13 protein-coding genes and 2 pseudogenes are annotated in these 17,497 nt (G+C 46.4%); 3 read left to right on the top strand and 12 right to left on the bottom strand.

All coding sequences use genetic code 11. The annotated features are described in order from the left end of the window. The first annotated feature begins 43 nt into the window (after nt 1-43). Nucleotides 44-553 carry a MucR family transcriptional regulator gene (locus M1F25_RS02700; protein WP_011091091.1) on the top strand — a complete coding sequence of 170 codons (510 nt, stop codon included), beginning with the start codon at nt 44-46 and terminating at the stop codon, nt 551-553. A gap of 54 nt (nt 554-607) precedes the next feature. Here M1F25_RS02700 and dqlB read toward each other — a convergent pair whose 3' ends face one another. The 3 genes and pseudogenes from dqlB to M1F25_RS02715 form a co-directional block, all read right to left on the bottom strand. Continuing rightward, complete coding sequence (gene dqlB, locus M1F25_RS02705) at nt 608-703, bottom strand: DinQ-like type I toxin DqlB (protein WP_004206884.1); 96 nt, start codon at nt 701-703, stop codon at nt 608-610. A 437-nt stretch (nt 704-1,140) separates the two neighbouring features. After that, a pseudogene (locus M1F25_RS02710) lies at nt 1,141-3,729 on the bottom strand (Tn3-like element Tn3 family transposase); the annotation flags it as partial. A gap of 52 nt (nt 3,730-3,781) precedes the next feature. After that, nucleotides 3,782-4,486 (bottom strand): IS6-like element IS26 family transposase, encoded by a 705-nt coding sequence (locus M1F25_RS02715; RefSeq protein ID WP_001067858.1) that lies wholly within the window; start codon nt 4,484-4,486, stop codon nt 3,782-3,784. Here M1F25_RS02715 and repM point away from each other — a divergent pair. Both repM and M1F25_RS02725 read left to right on the top strand, forming a co-directional pair. Next, on the top strand, nt 4,477-5,304 hold the full coding sequence (repM, locus tag M1F25_RS02720) for a replication initiation protein RepM (protein ID WP_000534216.1): 828 nt from the start codon (nt 4,477-4,479) through the stop codon (nt 5,302-5,304). The two genes, M1F25_RS02715 and repM, sit on opposite strands and share 10 nt — an antisense overlap. Before the next feature lie 66 nt (nt 5,305-5,370). Next, a complete protein-coding gene (locus M1F25_RS02725; RefSeq protein WP_004896925.1) occupies nt 5,371-5,913 on the top strand; it encodes a plasmid replication DNA-binding protein in 543 nt (180 codons plus the stop codon). A 358-nt stretch (nt 5,914-6,271) separates the two neighbouring features. Here M1F25_RS02725 and M1F25_RS02730 read toward each other — a convergent pair whose 3' ends face one another. From M1F25_RS02730 to M1F25_RS02770, 9 genes and pseudogenes are all read right to left on the bottom strand, one after another. Next, a complete protein-coding gene (locus tag M1F25_RS02730) occupies nt 6,272-7,156 on the bottom strand; it encodes an Mph(E) family macrolide 2'-phosphotransferase (RefSeq protein ID WP_000155092.1) in 885 nt (294 codons plus the stop codon). Between the two features lie 55 nt (nt 7,157-7,211). Next, entirely contained in the window at nt 7,212-8,687 is a 1,476-nt protein-coding gene (gene msr(E), locus M1F25_RS02735; protein WP_000052512.1) for an ABC-F type ribosomal protection protein Msr(E), read from the bottom strand. A 398-nt stretch (nt 8,688-9,085) separates the two neighbouring features. Continuing rightward, nucleotides 9,086-10,270: an IS4-like element ISEc29 family transposase gene (locus M1F25_RS02740; protein ID WP_002001451.1), complete on the bottom strand. Its 1,185-nt coding sequence runs from the start codon at nt 10,268-10,270 to the stop codon at nt 9,086-9,088. Between the two features lie 105 nt (nt 10,271-10,375). Further along, nucleotides 10,376-11,035 (bottom strand): annotated as a pseudogene (locus tag M1F25_RS02745) (Y-family DNA polymerase); the annotation flags it as partial. A gap of 7 nt (nt 11,036-11,042) precedes the next feature. Then, nucleotides 11,043-11,414, bottom strand: a complete 372-nt coding sequence (gene umuD / locus M1F25_RS02750) for a translesion error-prone DNA polymerase V autoproteolytic subunit (RefSeq protein WP_181489213.1) — start codon at nt 11,412-11,414, stop codon at nt 11,043-11,045. Between the two features lie 6 nt (nt 11,415-11,420). Next, on the bottom strand, nt 11,421-12,500 hold the full coding sequence (locus M1F25_RS02755) for a site-specific integrase (RefSeq protein ID WP_158088367.1): 1,080 nt from the start codon (nt 12,498-12,500) through the stop codon (nt 11,421-11,423). 313 nt (nt 12,501-12,813) lie between these two features. Continuing rightward, entirely contained in the window at nt 12,814-13,392 is a 579-nt protein-coding gene (locus M1F25_RS02760; protein WP_025441396.1) for a hypothetical protein, read from the bottom strand. Beyond that, nucleotides 13,389-15,512 carry a site-specific integrase gene (locus M1F25_RS02765; RefSeq protein WP_025441397.1) on the bottom strand — a complete coding sequence of 708 codons (2,124 nt, stop codon included), beginning with the start codon at nt 15,510-15,512 and terminating at the stop codon, nt 13,389-13,391. Before M1F25_RS02765 ends, M1F25_RS02760 begins: the two co-directional genes overlap by 4 nt. Next, the gene (locus M1F25_RS02770; RefSeq protein WP_181489215.1) at nt 15,505-17,385 is read right to left on the bottom strand and encodes a hypothetical protein; all 1,881 of its coding nucleotides are present in this window, start codon (nt 17,383-17,385) and stop codon (nt 15,505-15,507) included. Before M1F25_RS02770 ends, M1F25_RS02765 begins: the two co-directional genes overlap by 8 nt. Nucleotides 17,386-17,497: the final 112 nt, after the last annotated feature.

Genomic DNA, 17,497 nt, shown 5'->3' on the forward strand with positions numbered 1-17,497 from the left:
GAACGCCGGCGTTTGCCGGCGTTGTTAATCAGGAGGCCAAACGATGGCTGATAAAGAAGAATTAACGGAAAAAATTCAATGCCTGGAGTGTGGAAAATACTTCTCGTTCCTGGCTCCGCACCTGAACAAAACCCATCAGATGAACGCCAGGGAATACCGCGAACGCTGGGCTATTCCGTTACACACCCCCCTTGCCAGCGTCAGCCATTCCCGTCAGTGCAGAGAGAATGTATTGAACCGCATACGGCGAGGCGAGATTAATCCCGATGAACAGCTCGCGCTCATGGCTGAAGGAAGGAAGCACGCCCCGGAACGTGCAACCAGCACCAGGCTGCATAAAGTGGCTGCGCGAAACGTAGCGCAGACACATCAGATCTGGAAGCACTCGCCAGTAGTGAAAGTGGTACCAGAAGCGCTCAGGGCTGAAGCCGTGAAAAGGATGGAGGCCAGAAAAGTAACGGGGGAAAAAGTTAAGGCAATTGCTGCTGATCTGAACCTGTCGGTTGGGTGTCTGTATAAGTGGGTGTCGGCCGCTAAACAGACTGTAAACTGAAGGTTTGTGTTAAAAGGCGGGGAGTGGTCCCCCCGCCTTTAGTTACGTTTCCGGTCAGTCAAAATACTGCCGGATCAGCTCCAGGACCGCTATCACAGCGTTAGACACTGCAACAACAGCCCGCAGAACGACGATTAACAAGTTAATCATCCGTTTGCTCCATACAGAGCAGGAACACCGCTGATCGCCCTTACATTGCCTGTCACAGCGGCTACCTCACGTCAATTGTTTAGATGTTCCCACTCCAGCCAGGGCATTGAAACAGCACCACCTGTTTTTCAACCAGGGCTTTAATCCGTTCACGCCGCGTAAGCGGGGGCTGGAGAAGAACGTCAACAGATTGACCCGCGCAGTATACCCTATTCCGGGTGGTTTGCATTTACTGCACTCATGGCGTAATATTTAACCGTCAATTGTTTAGGTGTTCCCGCCTCCATCCGGGGCAAAACATAAAAACCCGATCTCACCAGTCGGGTTTTTTTGTGCCGCCCTTCTGGCAGAAATCGCATTTACTCAAATAAGGGGTCTGACGCTCAGTGGAACGAAAACTCACGTTAAGCAACGTTTTCTGCCTCTGACGCCTCTTTTAATGGTCTCAGATGTCCTTTGGTCACCAGTTCTGCCAGCGTGAAGGAATAATGGCCGAGCATATTGATATGTCCGTGGCAAAGCGGGGAGAGGCGTGCGATATCTTCATCATTCAGTGTTTCACCCTGCGCCCGGAGATGATCCAGGGCTGCCTGCATATAAATAGTGTTCCATAACACGACGGCGTTAGTGACCAGCCCCAGTGTGCCCAGTTGATCTTCCTGACCGTCGGTATATCGTTTTCTTATCTCACCTTTTTGACCGTGACAGATGGCTCTGGCAACGGCATGGCGACTTTCTCCCCGATTAAGCTGGGTCAGAATGCGCCGGCGGTAATCTTCATCATCAATATAATTAAGCAGATACAGCGTTTTGTTGATGCGCCCCACTTCAATGATTGCCTGAGTCAGTCCGGAAGGACGTTCACTTTTCAGCAATGAACGGACCAGCACTGAAACCTGTACTTTGCCCAGCTTCAGGGAGCCAGCGGTCCGGATCATTTCGTCCCACTGAAGGACTATTTTTCGGGGATCTGATTGCCCTCTGGCAATATCATTCAGCACGCCATAGTCGGCATCATGGTCCATTCGCCAGAAAACCGAAGCACCGGCATCAGCCAGGCGTGGAGAAAACTGGTATCCCAGCAGCCAGAAAAGGCCAAAGACAAGTTCGCTGGCACCTGCTGTATCGGTCATAATTTCGGTTGGATTCAGCCCGGTCTCCTGTTCCAGAAGACCTTCCAGCACAAAGATAGAGTCCCTCAGCGTCCCCGGTATAACGATGCCATGAAAGCCGGAATACTGATCGGACACAAAGTTGTACCAGGTGATCCCTCTGTTATTACCAAAGTATTTGCGGTTCGGTCCGGCATTGATTGTTCTGACTGGCGTAACAAAGCGCATTCCATCTGCAGATGCCACTTCTCCTCCACCCCATATCTGTGCCAGTGGCAGCGTTGCCTGAAAATCAACCAGTCTGGCATTAGCGCTGGTGATAGTTTCAGCCCGCAGATAGTTCGCTTTTGTCCAGTTCAGCCGGTGTCGGGTCAGTGCAGGAACATTTGATCTGATCAGTGGTTCCAGACCGATATTGCAGGCTTCAGCCATCAGCACGGCGCTGATGCTGACGGGCAGATCATCAACTCTGGCACTGGCTTCACTAGCATGGAAAAACTCATCAGCAAATCCGGTATGGGCGTTAATTTCGAGCAGCAACTCCGTTAAATCCACCGGAGGGAGTAGATCACTGATCATTTTGCTCAGTCGTTTCAGACTGTCCGGCTCATCAAGACTGGCGAGGGGAGAAATTGTCAACCGGGGCTTCGGGCCAGAAACATCGAGTTCGACAGCCTCATTTTCGCAAAGACGTGCAGCAACCTGTCTGTAACGACTATCAAGCTGATGACCCAGAGATTTTATTGCTTCCTGCGGGTCTGTCGGGTGCCCCAAAGAACGATAAACCTTAATCCGGTTTGCCTGCCAGTCAGCACCCTGTAGTAATCTTGCACGAGGATCTCCCCACCGGTTACTGCCGGTAACGTAGACATCCCTCCGCCTCAGACTATCCTGCAGTTTACTGAGAAAGCAGAGCGTGTATCCCCTGCGGGTGATATGTTTTTCCTTGTTAATCACCAGCCGTTTCCATGACCGACTGATAATTTCCGTTGGTGCGTCGTCAAAAAACTGCCGCCGTGAGCTGAACTCCCGGCTGAGGTAGTCACAGGCATTCAGAGTGGTAACCCCGGCAGGTGCGGATGAAAATTTAACGGTATTCAGCAGATGGGGCAGGAAACGACGAACGCGCCCGTACTGCTCCACCATTTCTTCATGAAAATTATCGTCTGAGGGCCGGGCAATTTCACGGACAAGCGTGATGATTTCAGCCAGCTTTTGCCTTGGGATGTAGCTGAACACCTCAGCACGAATCGATTCGTCCGGTGTTTCTTCTTTCAGCAGGTACGAACATGCGCTGGCGAGCGCCAATGCAGATTTATCCAGATCCTTCAGCGAGCGGAGCCGTTTTTTCTGCCCAATCTTTCTGGCGTCACGGATGATAACGGCCAGCATGGCGTCCAGAACGTCCAATGCATCATCCAGCGCCAGCGTTTCCCATGCAAGGACAAAGGCAACCAGAACCGCCATCCTTTTCTGCGGTGACATCCTGGCAATATTGAACACCGAAGTCATACCAGCATAACGTGCGAGATTTTTCAGGCGCACAGCCGGGAGTGTACTCAGGTTTTCAGCATGCAGGCCAAAATCGTTCAGAGTTTTCCAGCGTTCAATTGCTTCATTAAACGCCGGACCACTGATGGTCACAGGGCCCTTTTTCAGTGATTCCAGTAAAGACAGGCGGCTGCAATCAGTTGGCCCCAGCAGCATCTCCAGCTGTGAACGCTGTTCGGCTGACGGTATCAGTGCCAGTTTGTTCCACAGGCGCAACGTCGCCTTTTCCCTTACCTCTGAAATCAACCGGGTCAGCGTAGTGGCTCCGGGGAGAATAATACGATGTTGCATAAGCCACCCTGTCGCCAGATCGAAAAGCAGGCCAGGACGTTCGTTGCTTATCCAGCTCCGGGTATATAAAAGGGCACTGTTGCAAAGTTAGCGATGAGGCAGCCTTTTGTCTTATTCAAAGGCCTTACATTTCAAAAACTCTGCTTACCAGGCGCATTTCGCCCAGGGGATCACCATAATAAAATGCTGAGGCCTGGCCTTTGCGTAGTGCACGCATCACCTCAATACCTTTGATGGTGGCGTAAGCCGTCTTCATGGATTTAAATCCCAGCGTGGCGTTGATTATCCGTTTCAGTTTGCCATGATCGCATTCAATCACGTTGTTCCGGTACTTAATCTGTCGGTGTTCAACGTCAGACGGGCACCGGCCTTCGCGTTTGAGCAGAGCAAGCGCGCGACCATAGGCGGGCGCTTTATCCGTGTTGATGAATCGCGGGATCTGCCACTTCTTCACGTTGTTGAGGATTTTACCCAGAAACCGGTATGCAGCTTTGCTGTTACGACGGGAGGAGAGATAAAAATCGACAGTGCGGCCCCGGCTGTCGACGGCCCGGTACAGATACGCCCAGCGGCCATTGACCTTCACGTAGGTTTCATCCATGTGCCACGGGCAAAGATCGGAAGGGTTACGCCAGTACCAGCGCAGCCGTTTTTCCATTTCAGGCGCATAACGCTGAACCCAGCGGTAAATCGTGGAGTGATCGACATTCACTCCGCGTTCAGCCAGCATCTCCTGCAGCTCACGGTAACTGATGCCGTATTTGCAGTACCAGCGTACGGCCCACAGAATGATGTCACGCTGAAAATGCCGGCCTTTGAATGGGTTCATGTGCAGCTCCATCAGCAAAAGGGGATGATAAGTTTATCACCACCGACTATTTGCAACAGTGCCGTGTACATCGAAATACGGCTTATCAGGCGTTAAAAGATGCTTGCGATGACTTGTTTGCAAGACAATTCAGTTATCAGAGTCTTAGTGAAAAAGGTAACACTATTAATCACAAATCAAGATGGGTGAGCGAGGTGGCTTATATTGATAATGAAGCTGTCGTTAGACTTATTTTTGCCCCTGCTATTGTGCCTTTAATTACTAGGTTAGAAGAACAATTTACAAAGTATGAAATACAACAAATAAGTAATTTAACAAGTGCTTATGCTGTTCGTTTATATGAAATATTGATTGCATGGCGTAGTACTGGAAAAACGCCTCTCATAACTATGTATGATTTTAGACAAAAAATAGGTGTACTCGAGACTGAATACAAACGAATGTATGATTTTAAAAAATATGTTTTAGACATTGCATTAAAACAAGTAAATGAACATACCGATATTATTGTCAAAGTTGAACAGCATAAAACAGGTAGATCTATTACTGGTTTTTCATTTAGCTTTAAACAGAAAAAATCAGCCACGCATTCAGTCGAATCTAAAAGAGATCCGAATACATTAGACCTCTTTTCAAAAATAACAGATAAACAACGCCATCTATTCGCCAACAAGCTCTCAGAGCTTCCTGAGATGAGTAAATATTCACAAGGCACAGAAAGCTATCAGCAGTTTGCTGTACGTATAGCTGCCATGCTGCAAGATGCAGAGAAATTTAAGGAATTACTTCCTTTACTCAGAAAATTAGGATTTCAATGACATTGTTAATTGAAATTGTTAAGTTAACAGTCAGGTATTAACACAAGTTGAAAACTGGTTTACATAATGAAAAAACTGTCAGTTTCAGAGTTAGCTAAGCTTTATGGATATTCAAGACAAGCCATATATGCACATATAAACAAAGGAAATTTATCTAAAGGATCTGATGGATTAATTGACTTTTCAGAGGCCCTAAGAGTTTTTGGGGAACCACAAAAAAAAGAGGATACAGTCAATCAAAGTCAATCAATTAACAGTCAAAACTTGACAGAAGTTGACTTACTAAAACGTCAAGTTGACATACTGGAAAAACAATTAAATCAGGCAATACAGAGAGAAAATCAATCTTTAGAACGTGAATCGTTTTATCAAGAACAGATTGAAGCTATGCAGCGCTTACTAGAAGCACCAAAAGCCAATATGACTACCTTTACCGATCAGAGCTTTAAACAGGATATAGCAACGGATCCTCGGTCGGAACTAGCAACGAACTATGACGAATTGACTACTCCTCAGCAAGACAATAAGCGTATTCCTATCCCGGAGCATGTTGAACCAGAACAGAAGAAGAGAGGCTTCCTAAGCCGCTTTTTCCTTCCATATGGTTAGCCAAGACTCCAGTTTTTTGAAGAGCCAATTTCAGTGCAAGCACTTGAAATAATGACTCCTCAAAAAACCGGATGATGTTTATTAAAACTGAATAAAACCGTGGAACATCGCTCAATTAGTGATCGTGGAACATGAATAATCAATAAAAAGCCGTTCTGGTGCCCTATACTCCAGAACGGCTTACGTTAATATAATGATATTTAAAGAGAAATATCAAGCATTTCGTATAAGAAATTTTATGTTAAATGATTGTTAGAAATGCCCCTTGATCGAGGCATTTTCTATAAAGAATACTAAAAACTAATTAAAGCCAACCAAGTTTCAAAACAAGGCAGTTCTCAGCAATCATATTTTTAAATTATATAACTCCCAACTGAGCTTTTGCTCCAACGATAAGGCTTTCATTTTGAGTTTCTAAGGCAAATAAACCATACATCAAAGGAGAGGCCGCTGCTCTTTCTAAAGTCTGTTCATATAGTTTATTCCAAACTTTACCCCCTAGTTTTTCATACTCGATGATTAGAGTTTTGAGGCTTTCTTCTCCAAACAAAGTTACATGCCCAGCAAAATCAATCGCTGGGTCATCTATATGGGCTGTTGACCAATCAATAACGCCTGAAACAGCTCCATCCTTTGAAGCTAGTACATGCCCAGCATATAAATCGCCATGTATAAATTGGGTGAAATCTGCCCATAGAACATCATTATCCAACCATTTTCTGTAGCGGGTTTCCAATTGCTCACTTATACCAATTTCAGATTTTACTAACTGCAAATTGTTTGCTATTTCAGGTCTTAAATCTGAAGGTTTCATAATTTTCAAATCATTTTCCCGAACTTCTTTTTCAGGAATACTATGGATTTCAAATAAGGTTTTTGCCAAAGATGTTATGTATTTCGGGCTATCTTTGTCCATATTCCAAATTATTTCATAGGTTTCAGCATCCAAATTTAAAACAGGATTATCTTTAAGTATGGGATAAGCCACTAATTCTGTAGATGAAATTCTCCAATCAGGAACCTCTACAGAAAGATGTTTTTTTACCAATTCTAAAATGCGTTTTTCTTTCTTGATTTGTTCCCTCATGCCATCACGACGAGGAATACGCAGCAACCATTGTTGCCCCTTTGTATCAAGAGCAAAAACGACCTTAAAATCAATGCCCATTTCATTGAAATTCATTTTGTCCGTAAGCAACAAGCCGTGTGCTTCAGCAAGTGATTGAATATCTTGAATTGTCATTTTTAATTTCCTTTAAAGAGTTCAATAATTAATGTTCGGATTAGATTGGCTATCATTAACAATCTCTCTCAAAAGTCTTGATGATTTTGTGGTCTTTGATCTCGTAGATAATGTCAGCAATATTATCGACCAATTGCTTGTCATGAGATACGAAGATAATAGTTCCTGCATAGGACTTCATCATTGTTTCTAATGCGGCAATACTTTTTAGGTCAAGATAGTTTCCTGGTTCATCCATAAGCAAAATATTATATTTTCCTAAAAGCATTTTGGATAAAAGCAGTTTGATGATTTCACCTCCCGATAAGTCGGATAAGTTTTTTTGAATATCATTCGCTCCGATCCCCATTGAAGCCAATACTGCACGAATTTCCGCAACTGTGTACTCGCACTCTTCCTGCATAAAGGAGAGCACAGATTTATGCGTGTTAAATTTATATCCTGTTTGTGTAAAGTAGCCAATTTCAGCTTTTGGAGATATGGTTAATCCATCAGCACGTTCTGATATCATTTTTAACAAGGACGTTTTCCCTGTTCCATTCGATCCAGTTATAGCGACTTTAGCGCCAAGCGGTATTATAAAGTTAGCGTCATCAAAGATAGTACGGCTACCAAATTTTAAGCTCAGACCATCTGCCGTAATCGGGAACTTATTGTGCAGTTCTAGGGCTGAACTTTGACGAAAACGAATAGAACGCAAATGCTCTGGTGCTTGAATATCTTCTAATGCAGCCAAACGCTTTTCCATACTCTTAGCTGCCTGATACAGTTTTCTTTGCTTGGTGCCAGTCATTTTTGCATGCCCAAGTCGTCCAGCACTTTCGGTAGAGTTTTTGGATTTTTCTCCTTTTTTCTTATTGTCTAATCGATTAGCTTGCTGGCGTTTTTCTTGCACAGCAGATTCTAATCGCTCCCGTTCCTTCATCATCAGCTCATATTCTACGGCTTGGTGTTGTCGCTCTTCTTCTTTTTGACGCAAGTAATCCGAGTAACCACCCCAATATTCCGTAATTTTACCGTCTTTTAACTCCCATATCTTGTCTACAACCATATCAAGAAAATATCGGTCATGACTGATAACAAGTAATGCTCCATCAAATGCTTTAAGTTGACCAATAAGTAGATCTATTCCATTGAGATCAAGGTGGCTGGTTGGTTCATCCGCTAGAATGCCATGTACTTGTTGGGAAAATGCGGCAGCAATTTTTGCACGAGTTTCCTCTCCGCCACTCATTGTGTCGTTTTGTACATTGGAAACACCAAGGCGAGATAACATTGCCCGGTCTTCGACCGTTTCTATTTCGATTCCGCCCAGTTGGCTGATATGTGCAAAATCACCAAAACGCTGTAATGTCGCTTCGGCTAAAACAATTTCGCCATTAAGTACTTTGAGTAAACTACTCTTTCCTGCTCCGTTATCACCCACAAGACCAATACGGTCATAAGAGTGAATTTCCAATTCATCAATATCCAAAACATCACGCCCAGCATAATCCAAGCGTATGTTTCTCGCTTTAATAATTAAACTCATTTTTATTTACTCCTGTTTAGCTCTTGAAATTTTTTATGCAGCAAACAGGATTTAGGTGAAAACAAAAGCTAGCATCACAGTGTCCTCCCAAAAAAAAAGCTATTCATCCACAGGGTGGACAAATAGCTAGTCAATTAAGTTATAACTGGAAACTATGCACTAAAAGCATACTTATAAATTAAGCATACTTTTACTTTATATATCCGCATATATTCTTAAAGACACAACAAAAGCCCACCATTATAAAATAGTGTCACTATGCAAATAGTTGTGTCTTAACGAATGCGGATAGAATGCATAAACTTACCTAAAAAATAAAATTCAGTTTTATGATAACTTTACTGTTAAAAGAAGTCTAGACAACCTGAGGGATCCCCACAAAATTTCCATTCATACAATCAGCTATCAGCCTGTTTGATTACTGCCCAGTCCCACTGAACCACCCACTGTAGTATTTGTTTAAGTCCCTGCTGATAATATTGCCTGCGTATTCGCTGTTTGGGTTCTTTGCAAAGTAATATCCCAAGGAAATTCAGGGCCAATACCCGCCTATTTTTAACGGTGTTAGCTTGATAACGCAGGTGCAAACCCGCTTTCTCCGCTGCGCTACCTAGCAGGTAATGAAACCAATTAACCAATGCGGCCAGTAGTAGCAGTATCTCTAAGCGAGATTTCTTCTTGGTACCATGCAAATCGCTACCCAGGCCATAGCGGTGACTTTTCTGATCACGGAAGCTTTCTTCAATTTGCATTCGGCTACTGTAGCACTTAGCAATTTTATCCGCATACCCATGGCAGTCAGCTAAGGATGACACCAACAACCATGGTTCCTTATACGTCTTATTTTTATCGCGTTTCAATAGCTTATAACCTTTGCCAACCAGGACGGCCTGCGTTTCATAGTGTTGTGTTTGGGCAAGCATGATTTTTCCTACACTTTTTGGATCCTTCTTCGCTTGCCGATAAAGCTGATTAACACTGATAAACTTGTCCTGCTCTGCCAATTTAAGCTTCACATTGCCTCGAACTCTAGCTACATAATGCCATCCCAGCTTACGCACTTGTTTCAGCCATGGAACTTTAAACCCCGCGTCAGTGACAATTACGGGCTTACAGTCCTTGGGTAGCATGGCTTTAAGCTGCTTTAAAAACGCCCCGTGTAGGTGTGGGCAGGTATAATCTTCTGCGGCGGCAATCTTCTGTAGCAGAGTCAACGCTCTACCGTCAGCGGCAATGCTGGCACGCAGGATAAAGTGTCGCTTGGCAGTATCGGCATTGCTCCAGTCAACCAAAATCATCGGCTTAGTTTTATGGCCAACAATAGAAGCCGTCAGCGCAGCATAAATCAATGGCAGCTCTCGTTGCAGGTTAGGATTATTGAGTAGACGATCTGCCCGTTTGATACTGACCTTATCTGAAGAGCCAGGCATCGCCCGGCCAATCGCAGTAACGGTGCAACACGCATCCTTTGCCAGGGCGGTTACCGCATCTAGCAAAACCGAAAATCGGGCTTTATGCATTGATTTTGGCGTGACAAAGGTGAGGAAATCAGCGAGCATAGCTTTTACATTCATGGTGAGCATCCGCGGTGTGGGAGTTTTGGCGAATGATCAGATCAGGAACCGCCATGAATGTTCCCCAATCAACTAACATTTTATTTTAACTACAGAATTTCTGGGGATACCTCAGGAAAACTGGTCTCTGATGGCTCTAGGAGAGGCATTGGCTAGGTCTAAGGCTGTGGTGATACCCAACGCATTTAAACGCTTAGAAAGCCGTTTACCAACGCCCCAAACATCATCAACCGGGACTAAATCGAGCAATCGACGTTGCCGATCTGGGTTGGTCAGGTCTACAACGCCCTGAGTGGCGGGATATTTCTTGGCGGCATGGTTAGCCAGCTTGGCGAGTGTTTTAGTCGGTGCAATGCCTACACAAACGGTGATCCCAATCCAGTGGCCTATGCGCTCTCGCACTTTTTGTCCGAACTCGACAAGGGATATGGCCGACTCAATACCGGTTAAATCCAAAAACGCTTCGTCAATGGAGTAAACCTCTACTCGTGGTGCCATCTCTTCTAAAGTGCGCATCACTCGACTGCTCAAATCTGCGTACAGCGCGTAATTGGACGAGAATGCCAAAATGCCATGGCGCTGCATTTCAGCTTTGATCTGAAAGACGGGTACGCCCATTTTTATACCGAGTAACTTAGCTTCACGTGAGCGTGCAACCACGCAGCCGTCATTGTTAGACAGCACCACAACCGGCGTATCTTTTAAATCAGGACGAAACAGCTTCTCACAACTGGCGTAAAAATTGTTGCAGTCCACCAAGGCAAATACAGGCATGGGATACTCACGACTTGCGGCGCATGTTTCGCACCACATTGGTGACCACACCAAATATCTCTAACTCTGTCCCTTCAGGAATATGAATGGGCTCATACACCTGGTTTCTTGGGAGCAGCATGACGCACGGCCTTAGCTGAAGCTCCTTTACCGTGAGTTCACCATGGATACCAGCGATGACAATGTCACCGTGTTCTGCTTGGACAGAGCGATCAACCACCAGAATATCATCTGGGTGAATCCCAGCATCAATCATAGAATCACCTTCAACACGCACAAAGAACGTTGCAGCCGGTCGTTTGATGCAAAGCTCGTTAAGGTCGAGCGTTTGCTCAACATAATCCTGCGCTGGATTCCCATATGAACTCATTCTGCCCATATCTTGTCAGCTCTCTGTAGAAATTGAGGCGCTACTGAGTTCCTCCAGCGCCAAGTCGATATAGTCGCGGAGGAGGGCGCTCAATTCAGTAGGACTCCTGCCGTGTCTGAGTTCGATAGCAATGTCCTTGAGATTGGACCGTAGCGATTCAACGGCAAGCTTTGCTTTAATCAGGTCTAAGGTACTTCCAAACCTCGCCACTTCCTCGAAAGCCAAGTGAATATACGGTTCAAGACTACTGATCGAAGTATGCCCCGTGTACTCTTGAACCTTTCTCTTGAGGGTCTCACCATCCAGGAGAGCACGCCGAAAATCGTCCCCATTTTCGAATTCATGTTGCTCAATCAAAGCCACAAAAAGCTTGGTAATGAATCTATGCCGGAACATGTGTGCGCAGGCTTGCTCTTCGATCTTGGCAGCCTTGGCAAGCAGCAGTAGTTCATTCGTCAGCGTCTCGGTAGCGAGCCTTAGTCCACTACTTTCCGAAATCAGCAGATAGCCCAAGTCACTAGCGCTACCGATGGTCTTCTTAATGATCCGGTGTCGGAACTTTTCGATGAAATTTACGATCAATTCAAGGTCCATTTTGGAAACCGGCAAGTATCTGTACTCTTCCCTTCCTCCCGAGCGCTTGGCGGTGAAGACCTTGAGAACAGGCTCTTGCTTCATCTTCCTCGCGTTATAGATGTCTTCGACTCTGATGTTCGCGATCTCAACTCGCCTTGCCCCAGTAATCTCCAAAAGCTTGACCAGAATGAAACGCCGTCTTCTCTGATAGGTCGTCGTGCTCACATCCGGAATCACTTCGATCAGTTTTGCGATATTTGTAGAATTGATAGGTAAGCGCCGTGTTGGAGGCTCGGGGTTAGGAAAGGAATGGTGATGCCAATAGGTATGGACTATCTGCTTTCTCTGACCAGCCAGCTTGAACTCCTTCGTCTCAGCCCTGATCGTTCCTGCGGCGCCGACGAACGACGGTTCTAGATAGAGTTCTCCAACGAATCCTAAAAAGCCGAGGCAGGTTCTCCCTATGTTTGCCACATGGGCTGCTCTCCGTTTTCTCTGCTCTGGTTTTCGTGGATCCATTTCTCCTTGGAGCGTTCTGATGAATAGTGAAAAGCGAGAATCAGTCAACCCTATGAATGAGTAGTTGTTGTTAAAGCAAAAGCGAATAAGGTGTGAAAGAAGCTTGGCATATTGAGTAAGTGTCCCACCGCCTTCCTTACGGGAAAGTCCACGCTCAAAACAGTGCAGCATATATAGGTTCGCCTCGGTGCACGGCCTGCCATCGGGCCAACAGAGAAGCGGAATGTTATCAGCTCTGACGCTGAGGACGTGGCTATTTCGATCAACCCCGTAAGGTAATCGGAAAACATCGCTCGTTAGATTATAGAGTTTCTCATCCTTCGGCATTGGACGGGCTCTCATGTAAAGGCGTCTGAGGCCGCTTGCTTAATGAGAACATTAAAAGCAGCTCTCTACGGCGCTTTTTGAAAAGGATCAGATCTGCCGGGTCTGGGCATTTCTCGGCAAACTGTTGGGCGAGTGTTACTGATTCTCTAAAAACATTCGTAACCAGTGCGATTTCATCCCACAACTGAGAGATGGTCCTTTCCTGAGCCTTAATCTTATCTTTGAGGTCCTGCTTGGTTATAGAGGACGATGAAGGCTTGACTACGGTTGAATCGTGAATAGCTTTTGCGGCCTGGCGTCTCAGGTGATCAATAGTCGTAAACCCACCAGGGAGTATGTCATTCGCTCTGTTCTTAAGCGTATTGAGAGACATAGGAGAAATAAAAGCTTCGCTAACCGCCAGCTTTGCAAGTCCACTTTGGCTCTTCAAAGCGATCAAAAGTGTTATGTTTTCTTGATGCTCGGCGGGTGAGTGAATAATCGATTCGAGATACTCAACGCGAGAAAGAACAGATCTGTTGCTAATCTCAAGCTGAGCAGACACCTGCCGTGATGCTTTCTTCATGAATTTTCTCCGGTGATTTTAAAGAGGATCTCATGGCGCTTTCCTGTCGGTGTGTCGAAGAAGACTGGCTCTATCTTTAGCAACCCTTCCATCATTAGGTCTTCGATATAGTCTGCGACTTCATCCGACTGCATGATGGAAAATGATGACAATCCGTAACGCTCACGTAGGAGATTACCCAGATCTTCTGTGTTGCTCTGCCCTATGAGAAGTGCATCAGATGCGTATTCGGCACCGATTCTTCGCAACACCTCTCCTGGAACGGTCTCTGTGATGTAGTGATAAACATGCTCGACATTCGTATGACCCAAAAACCACCGAAGTGTGTCTAGGCCGCCAAATCCGCCGGCCCAGAAGAATGTCATAGCGAAGAAGCGTCTAAGTTGATGGGTACGAATGTAATAACGATGCCCAGTAGCGTCCTGTTGGACTTCGAAATAGTCAGAAAAGCGGTTTAGCACCTTGGCCGCGTCTACTGAACCCATCGCAGACAGGCCAACTTCGCGATAATGAGGCTTGCTGAACAGCCTATCTGAAATCGTAACTGAACTAAGCAAGGAGAGCTTCTGACGAAGATCACCCAAGCTCAGAATGCACCGGGCCGCGACATTGGGAATGGGACGAAGGACCTGTTCACGAGTCTTGCCGAAGTTCCGTTTCCGCAAGTCAAACTGTAAATAATAGCCATGGGACTTCTTAACAAGGCAGGTATCTGCCTTAAGATCCCTAAGCTCTCCAGAACGTCTGGCACTAAGCGCAGCGAGTATTATCCAGATGGCACCATAAAGTACCTCAATTAGCTGGAGCAGTCCCTCATTCTCTCTGAACCGCTTAAAAAACAGAGCGCTACCGCCTCCACGGTTCTGCCCGCGAAAATCTGCCGAGAGATCCCAGATACTTACTCCGATGTCTCGCAACCTCTTTGGGATCAGCTCTATCGTTTCAGATTGGGTCAAATCCCCGATGGCACATCCACGTGCATCAGCCTCTCGCGCCAAGGCCAGATAACCATCGATAAGGACCTGACCCAAATCTAAGTAGAACTCCACTGCGTTCCGAAACGATGAAAATACGACGTCCCGAGGCAGCGACCGGTAACGCCCGGTGCCCTTCATCTTAAGTTGCCCGAGGAAAGCTCTATTATCCAAGGCTGTTAGCGAAAGATGGTTGATATGGTCCAGCCCACAGAGCTTAAGGAGTTCCATCCGTTTAAGCGATTGTCGGTAGAAATCAACCCCAGCCTCAGAGGGAAGTGGATCATCATACAGAACCATGGACGAAACCATGGGATACTCTCTAAAGGTCTTCTCGGATGGGCTAAAGTGGAGCTCGTCCAGCACCAGCCCCCGGAATTTAGGCGTCACTAAAGTTCGCTCATGATAAATTTCAGAGTAGATACTGTTTGGAGAAACTTGATGACTAAAAAATGAATGCCCATGACTACCCGCCTTAATCGGTATGCGTTTGTAGTTTCCGTTGATCCACAGAAAAATCCTAGCCGCAACAATCTCCGACTCTGATAAGCCAAGGTTGCTCTCATCTACATCATCAACAATAGCGATTCCAGGAACCTTTGATAGAACGTACTGTGTCTCCAGCTTCGTAACCTGATGGCTGTTGAGGCGAAGGAAACGCTGTAGCTCTTCACGCGCAGCGTAGAGATTGTTCTTAGCGTACTGATCAGTAGCCAACACAGCCATGAACTCAGTTATGTCATGCGGCGTAATTAGCTTGAACTGATGGGATGCCAGTTGGAAATGCTCGGCTCTCAGGAGAAAGTAGTCGATGATACCTAAGGTCGTACGAACCCTTTGCTGTACCGTCTTCGGGGCAAGCTGGCTGCCTCCGGTGGCCAACGGATGGGACGACAGACATAAATATGCCTTTATGCTTTCCAAAAGGTTGTGATGTCTTGGGTGGGTGAGCAGTAGCCCATCATCGAGCCTAACCCTGAAATCAATAACAGTGTCTCTCTTGCCATTTTCGGCAAAACGAGCGCTCCATACTGGGTCATCGAACTTCGAATTGAGCCATTCAGCGCTTCGGAATAGTCCTAGATCCGCATCGACTGATCGCGTTATGAAGTCCAATTCGCGAGGTAGCGCGCTGCTATCATCCATAGACTAGACCCTCAAACTGTTGAGGATTCGCTATCCCCTTAGCCTTAACTAGACAACCGCGGATATATGGATCTAGATAACCATCAGATTCAATGTGAGCCTCTATCTTCGCTGCGAACTGGCTCCAGTACACAGCCGTTCCCGCCGCACGTGGGCCAGCTTGCTCAACGGCCATTTTTAGCGAGAGGAGCACACCAAGAACGCCTTCATCGATAGAAATAACGATCTCTGGATCTGACGAACCAGATATTTGCTCAGAGGAACTACTCAGCTGTTCGGGTTCTTCAGGCGGCGTTCGAAGGGCATGCGCCTCTAGAAACATATCCAACTCACTCATGCTGCTAAAGTCCGTTGCATCAAGCAGATAAGGAGAGTCCTTCATAGCGTGGACAATCACCGCGTTTTGGAAAATCCTGACCCACCGCTCTTGGAAAAACTGCATGATGGTAGGCGGCAGATAATGGTTCATGGCGACTCGTTTCGAGTTGCCTAGTGACTCTGCCATTTTCTCTATGCTTAACGACTTGAGGTAGACGAGAACACCTGCGGTAGCCCTTATCCGGGCCAGCGACAATACGGAGACCATGTCTCCTAACTCGGCGCTATGAGCTTGTATAAAGGCTTTCTGCCGGAGGATCTTGGCGAAGCTGGTCTGGTTTGTGAAAGTGTAAGGTTCCTGAAAGCCCTGACCACCCGCGACGATGAACAATCGTCGCCAGGCATCATCCCTTTTCTCCTTGAGATAGCGCCTAACCGGGGCCGTGATCTGGATAAGCAGCTCGACCACCGAAGCTGCGTCGTCGCTCAGTACAACCTCCTGTTGCTTCCCTTTCCGGTTTTTCTTCACAACAAGCACAGATCCAGAGTCGGTCTTAACAAAGCCGGTTCGCTTACCGTTTCGGTCGAATAACTCGCATTTCAATAGAGATGCCTCGGTCAGAACGGGATGCTGCGCTACTAGCCAGAGAGCGATGGGAGCAATCGCATACTTCGTCGGCATAGCCAGATTCGCCGCTAACTCCGATGTTGAAAAAGAACTCCCTGTTGCGCTTACCAAGTGGCCGCGCATAGCGTGGTCGATGATTGCAAATCCGTTGTGGGTTTCTTTTACAGTTCTGATAAGGCTGTTCATCCCCATCACAGGCTGGCCATAAGCCCGAGCAGATATTCGAGAACCTAGCGTTATCAGATCCCCTTGATCGCAGGCCTGATCAATAACGTTCAAACGATGAGCTATGTGATCAATCTCCCGTCGAGCCCACCGAACGACTTTATTGAAGTCGTCTTCGATCTGTCTGAATAGAAGCTCCGTTGCCTCCTTATCTGTGACAGACAGTGGGATCTGGGTCAAAAGCTTTTGTGATACAAGGGATTCACCATCAGCGTATCGATGGTGGCCTACTTCATGGAGGAATCGAGTGAGCTTTTTGCTCCCTTCGGGCCACACATCGCCAAGCGGGGAACACATAAGCCCTCCGCTAACCAGAACAGACTTTGCCCAACAGATGATTCTGATCCATTGGCGCTGAAGGTTTGCCAACACCCGTTCCGTCGGTTGGGTTTGGCTCCGCTCGGAGTACCCTTCGAAATGCCAGCGCTGAAAGCTCCAGAAAAGCTGATATACAAAGACTGGATCTTGGAGCACGTGAGCGTTTAAGGAAGGTCTGTCTATCGGATCATCGTCATACCAGCGCAGAAAATCATCAAATCGAGAGACCACATTAGCGTAGTTACTATAATGACTATGAGCCAAGGCGTGCTTCTTACTCTCCTGGTGTAATTCCATCGTAAAATCAGGCCCAAAAACATCGAAGATGGCTCCCATCTTTAATCGAAATGAGTTCGCGCTTCTGTCTGCGACTTGCCACCCCATGAGCTTGGCTGCTCGTACAGGGTCAATCCCAATAGCTTCAAACTGAGCGATGCATTCTCGGACCTGGCTATCTGTAAGGTCTGAATATACAAAAATATTGATAGGAGACGAT

Source organism: Providencia sp. PROV109 (genome assembly GCF_033681625.1).
GTDB classification, from domain to species: Bacteria; Pseudomonadota; Gammaproteobacteria; order Enterobacterales; family Enterobacteriaceae; genus Providencia; species Providencia hangzhouensis.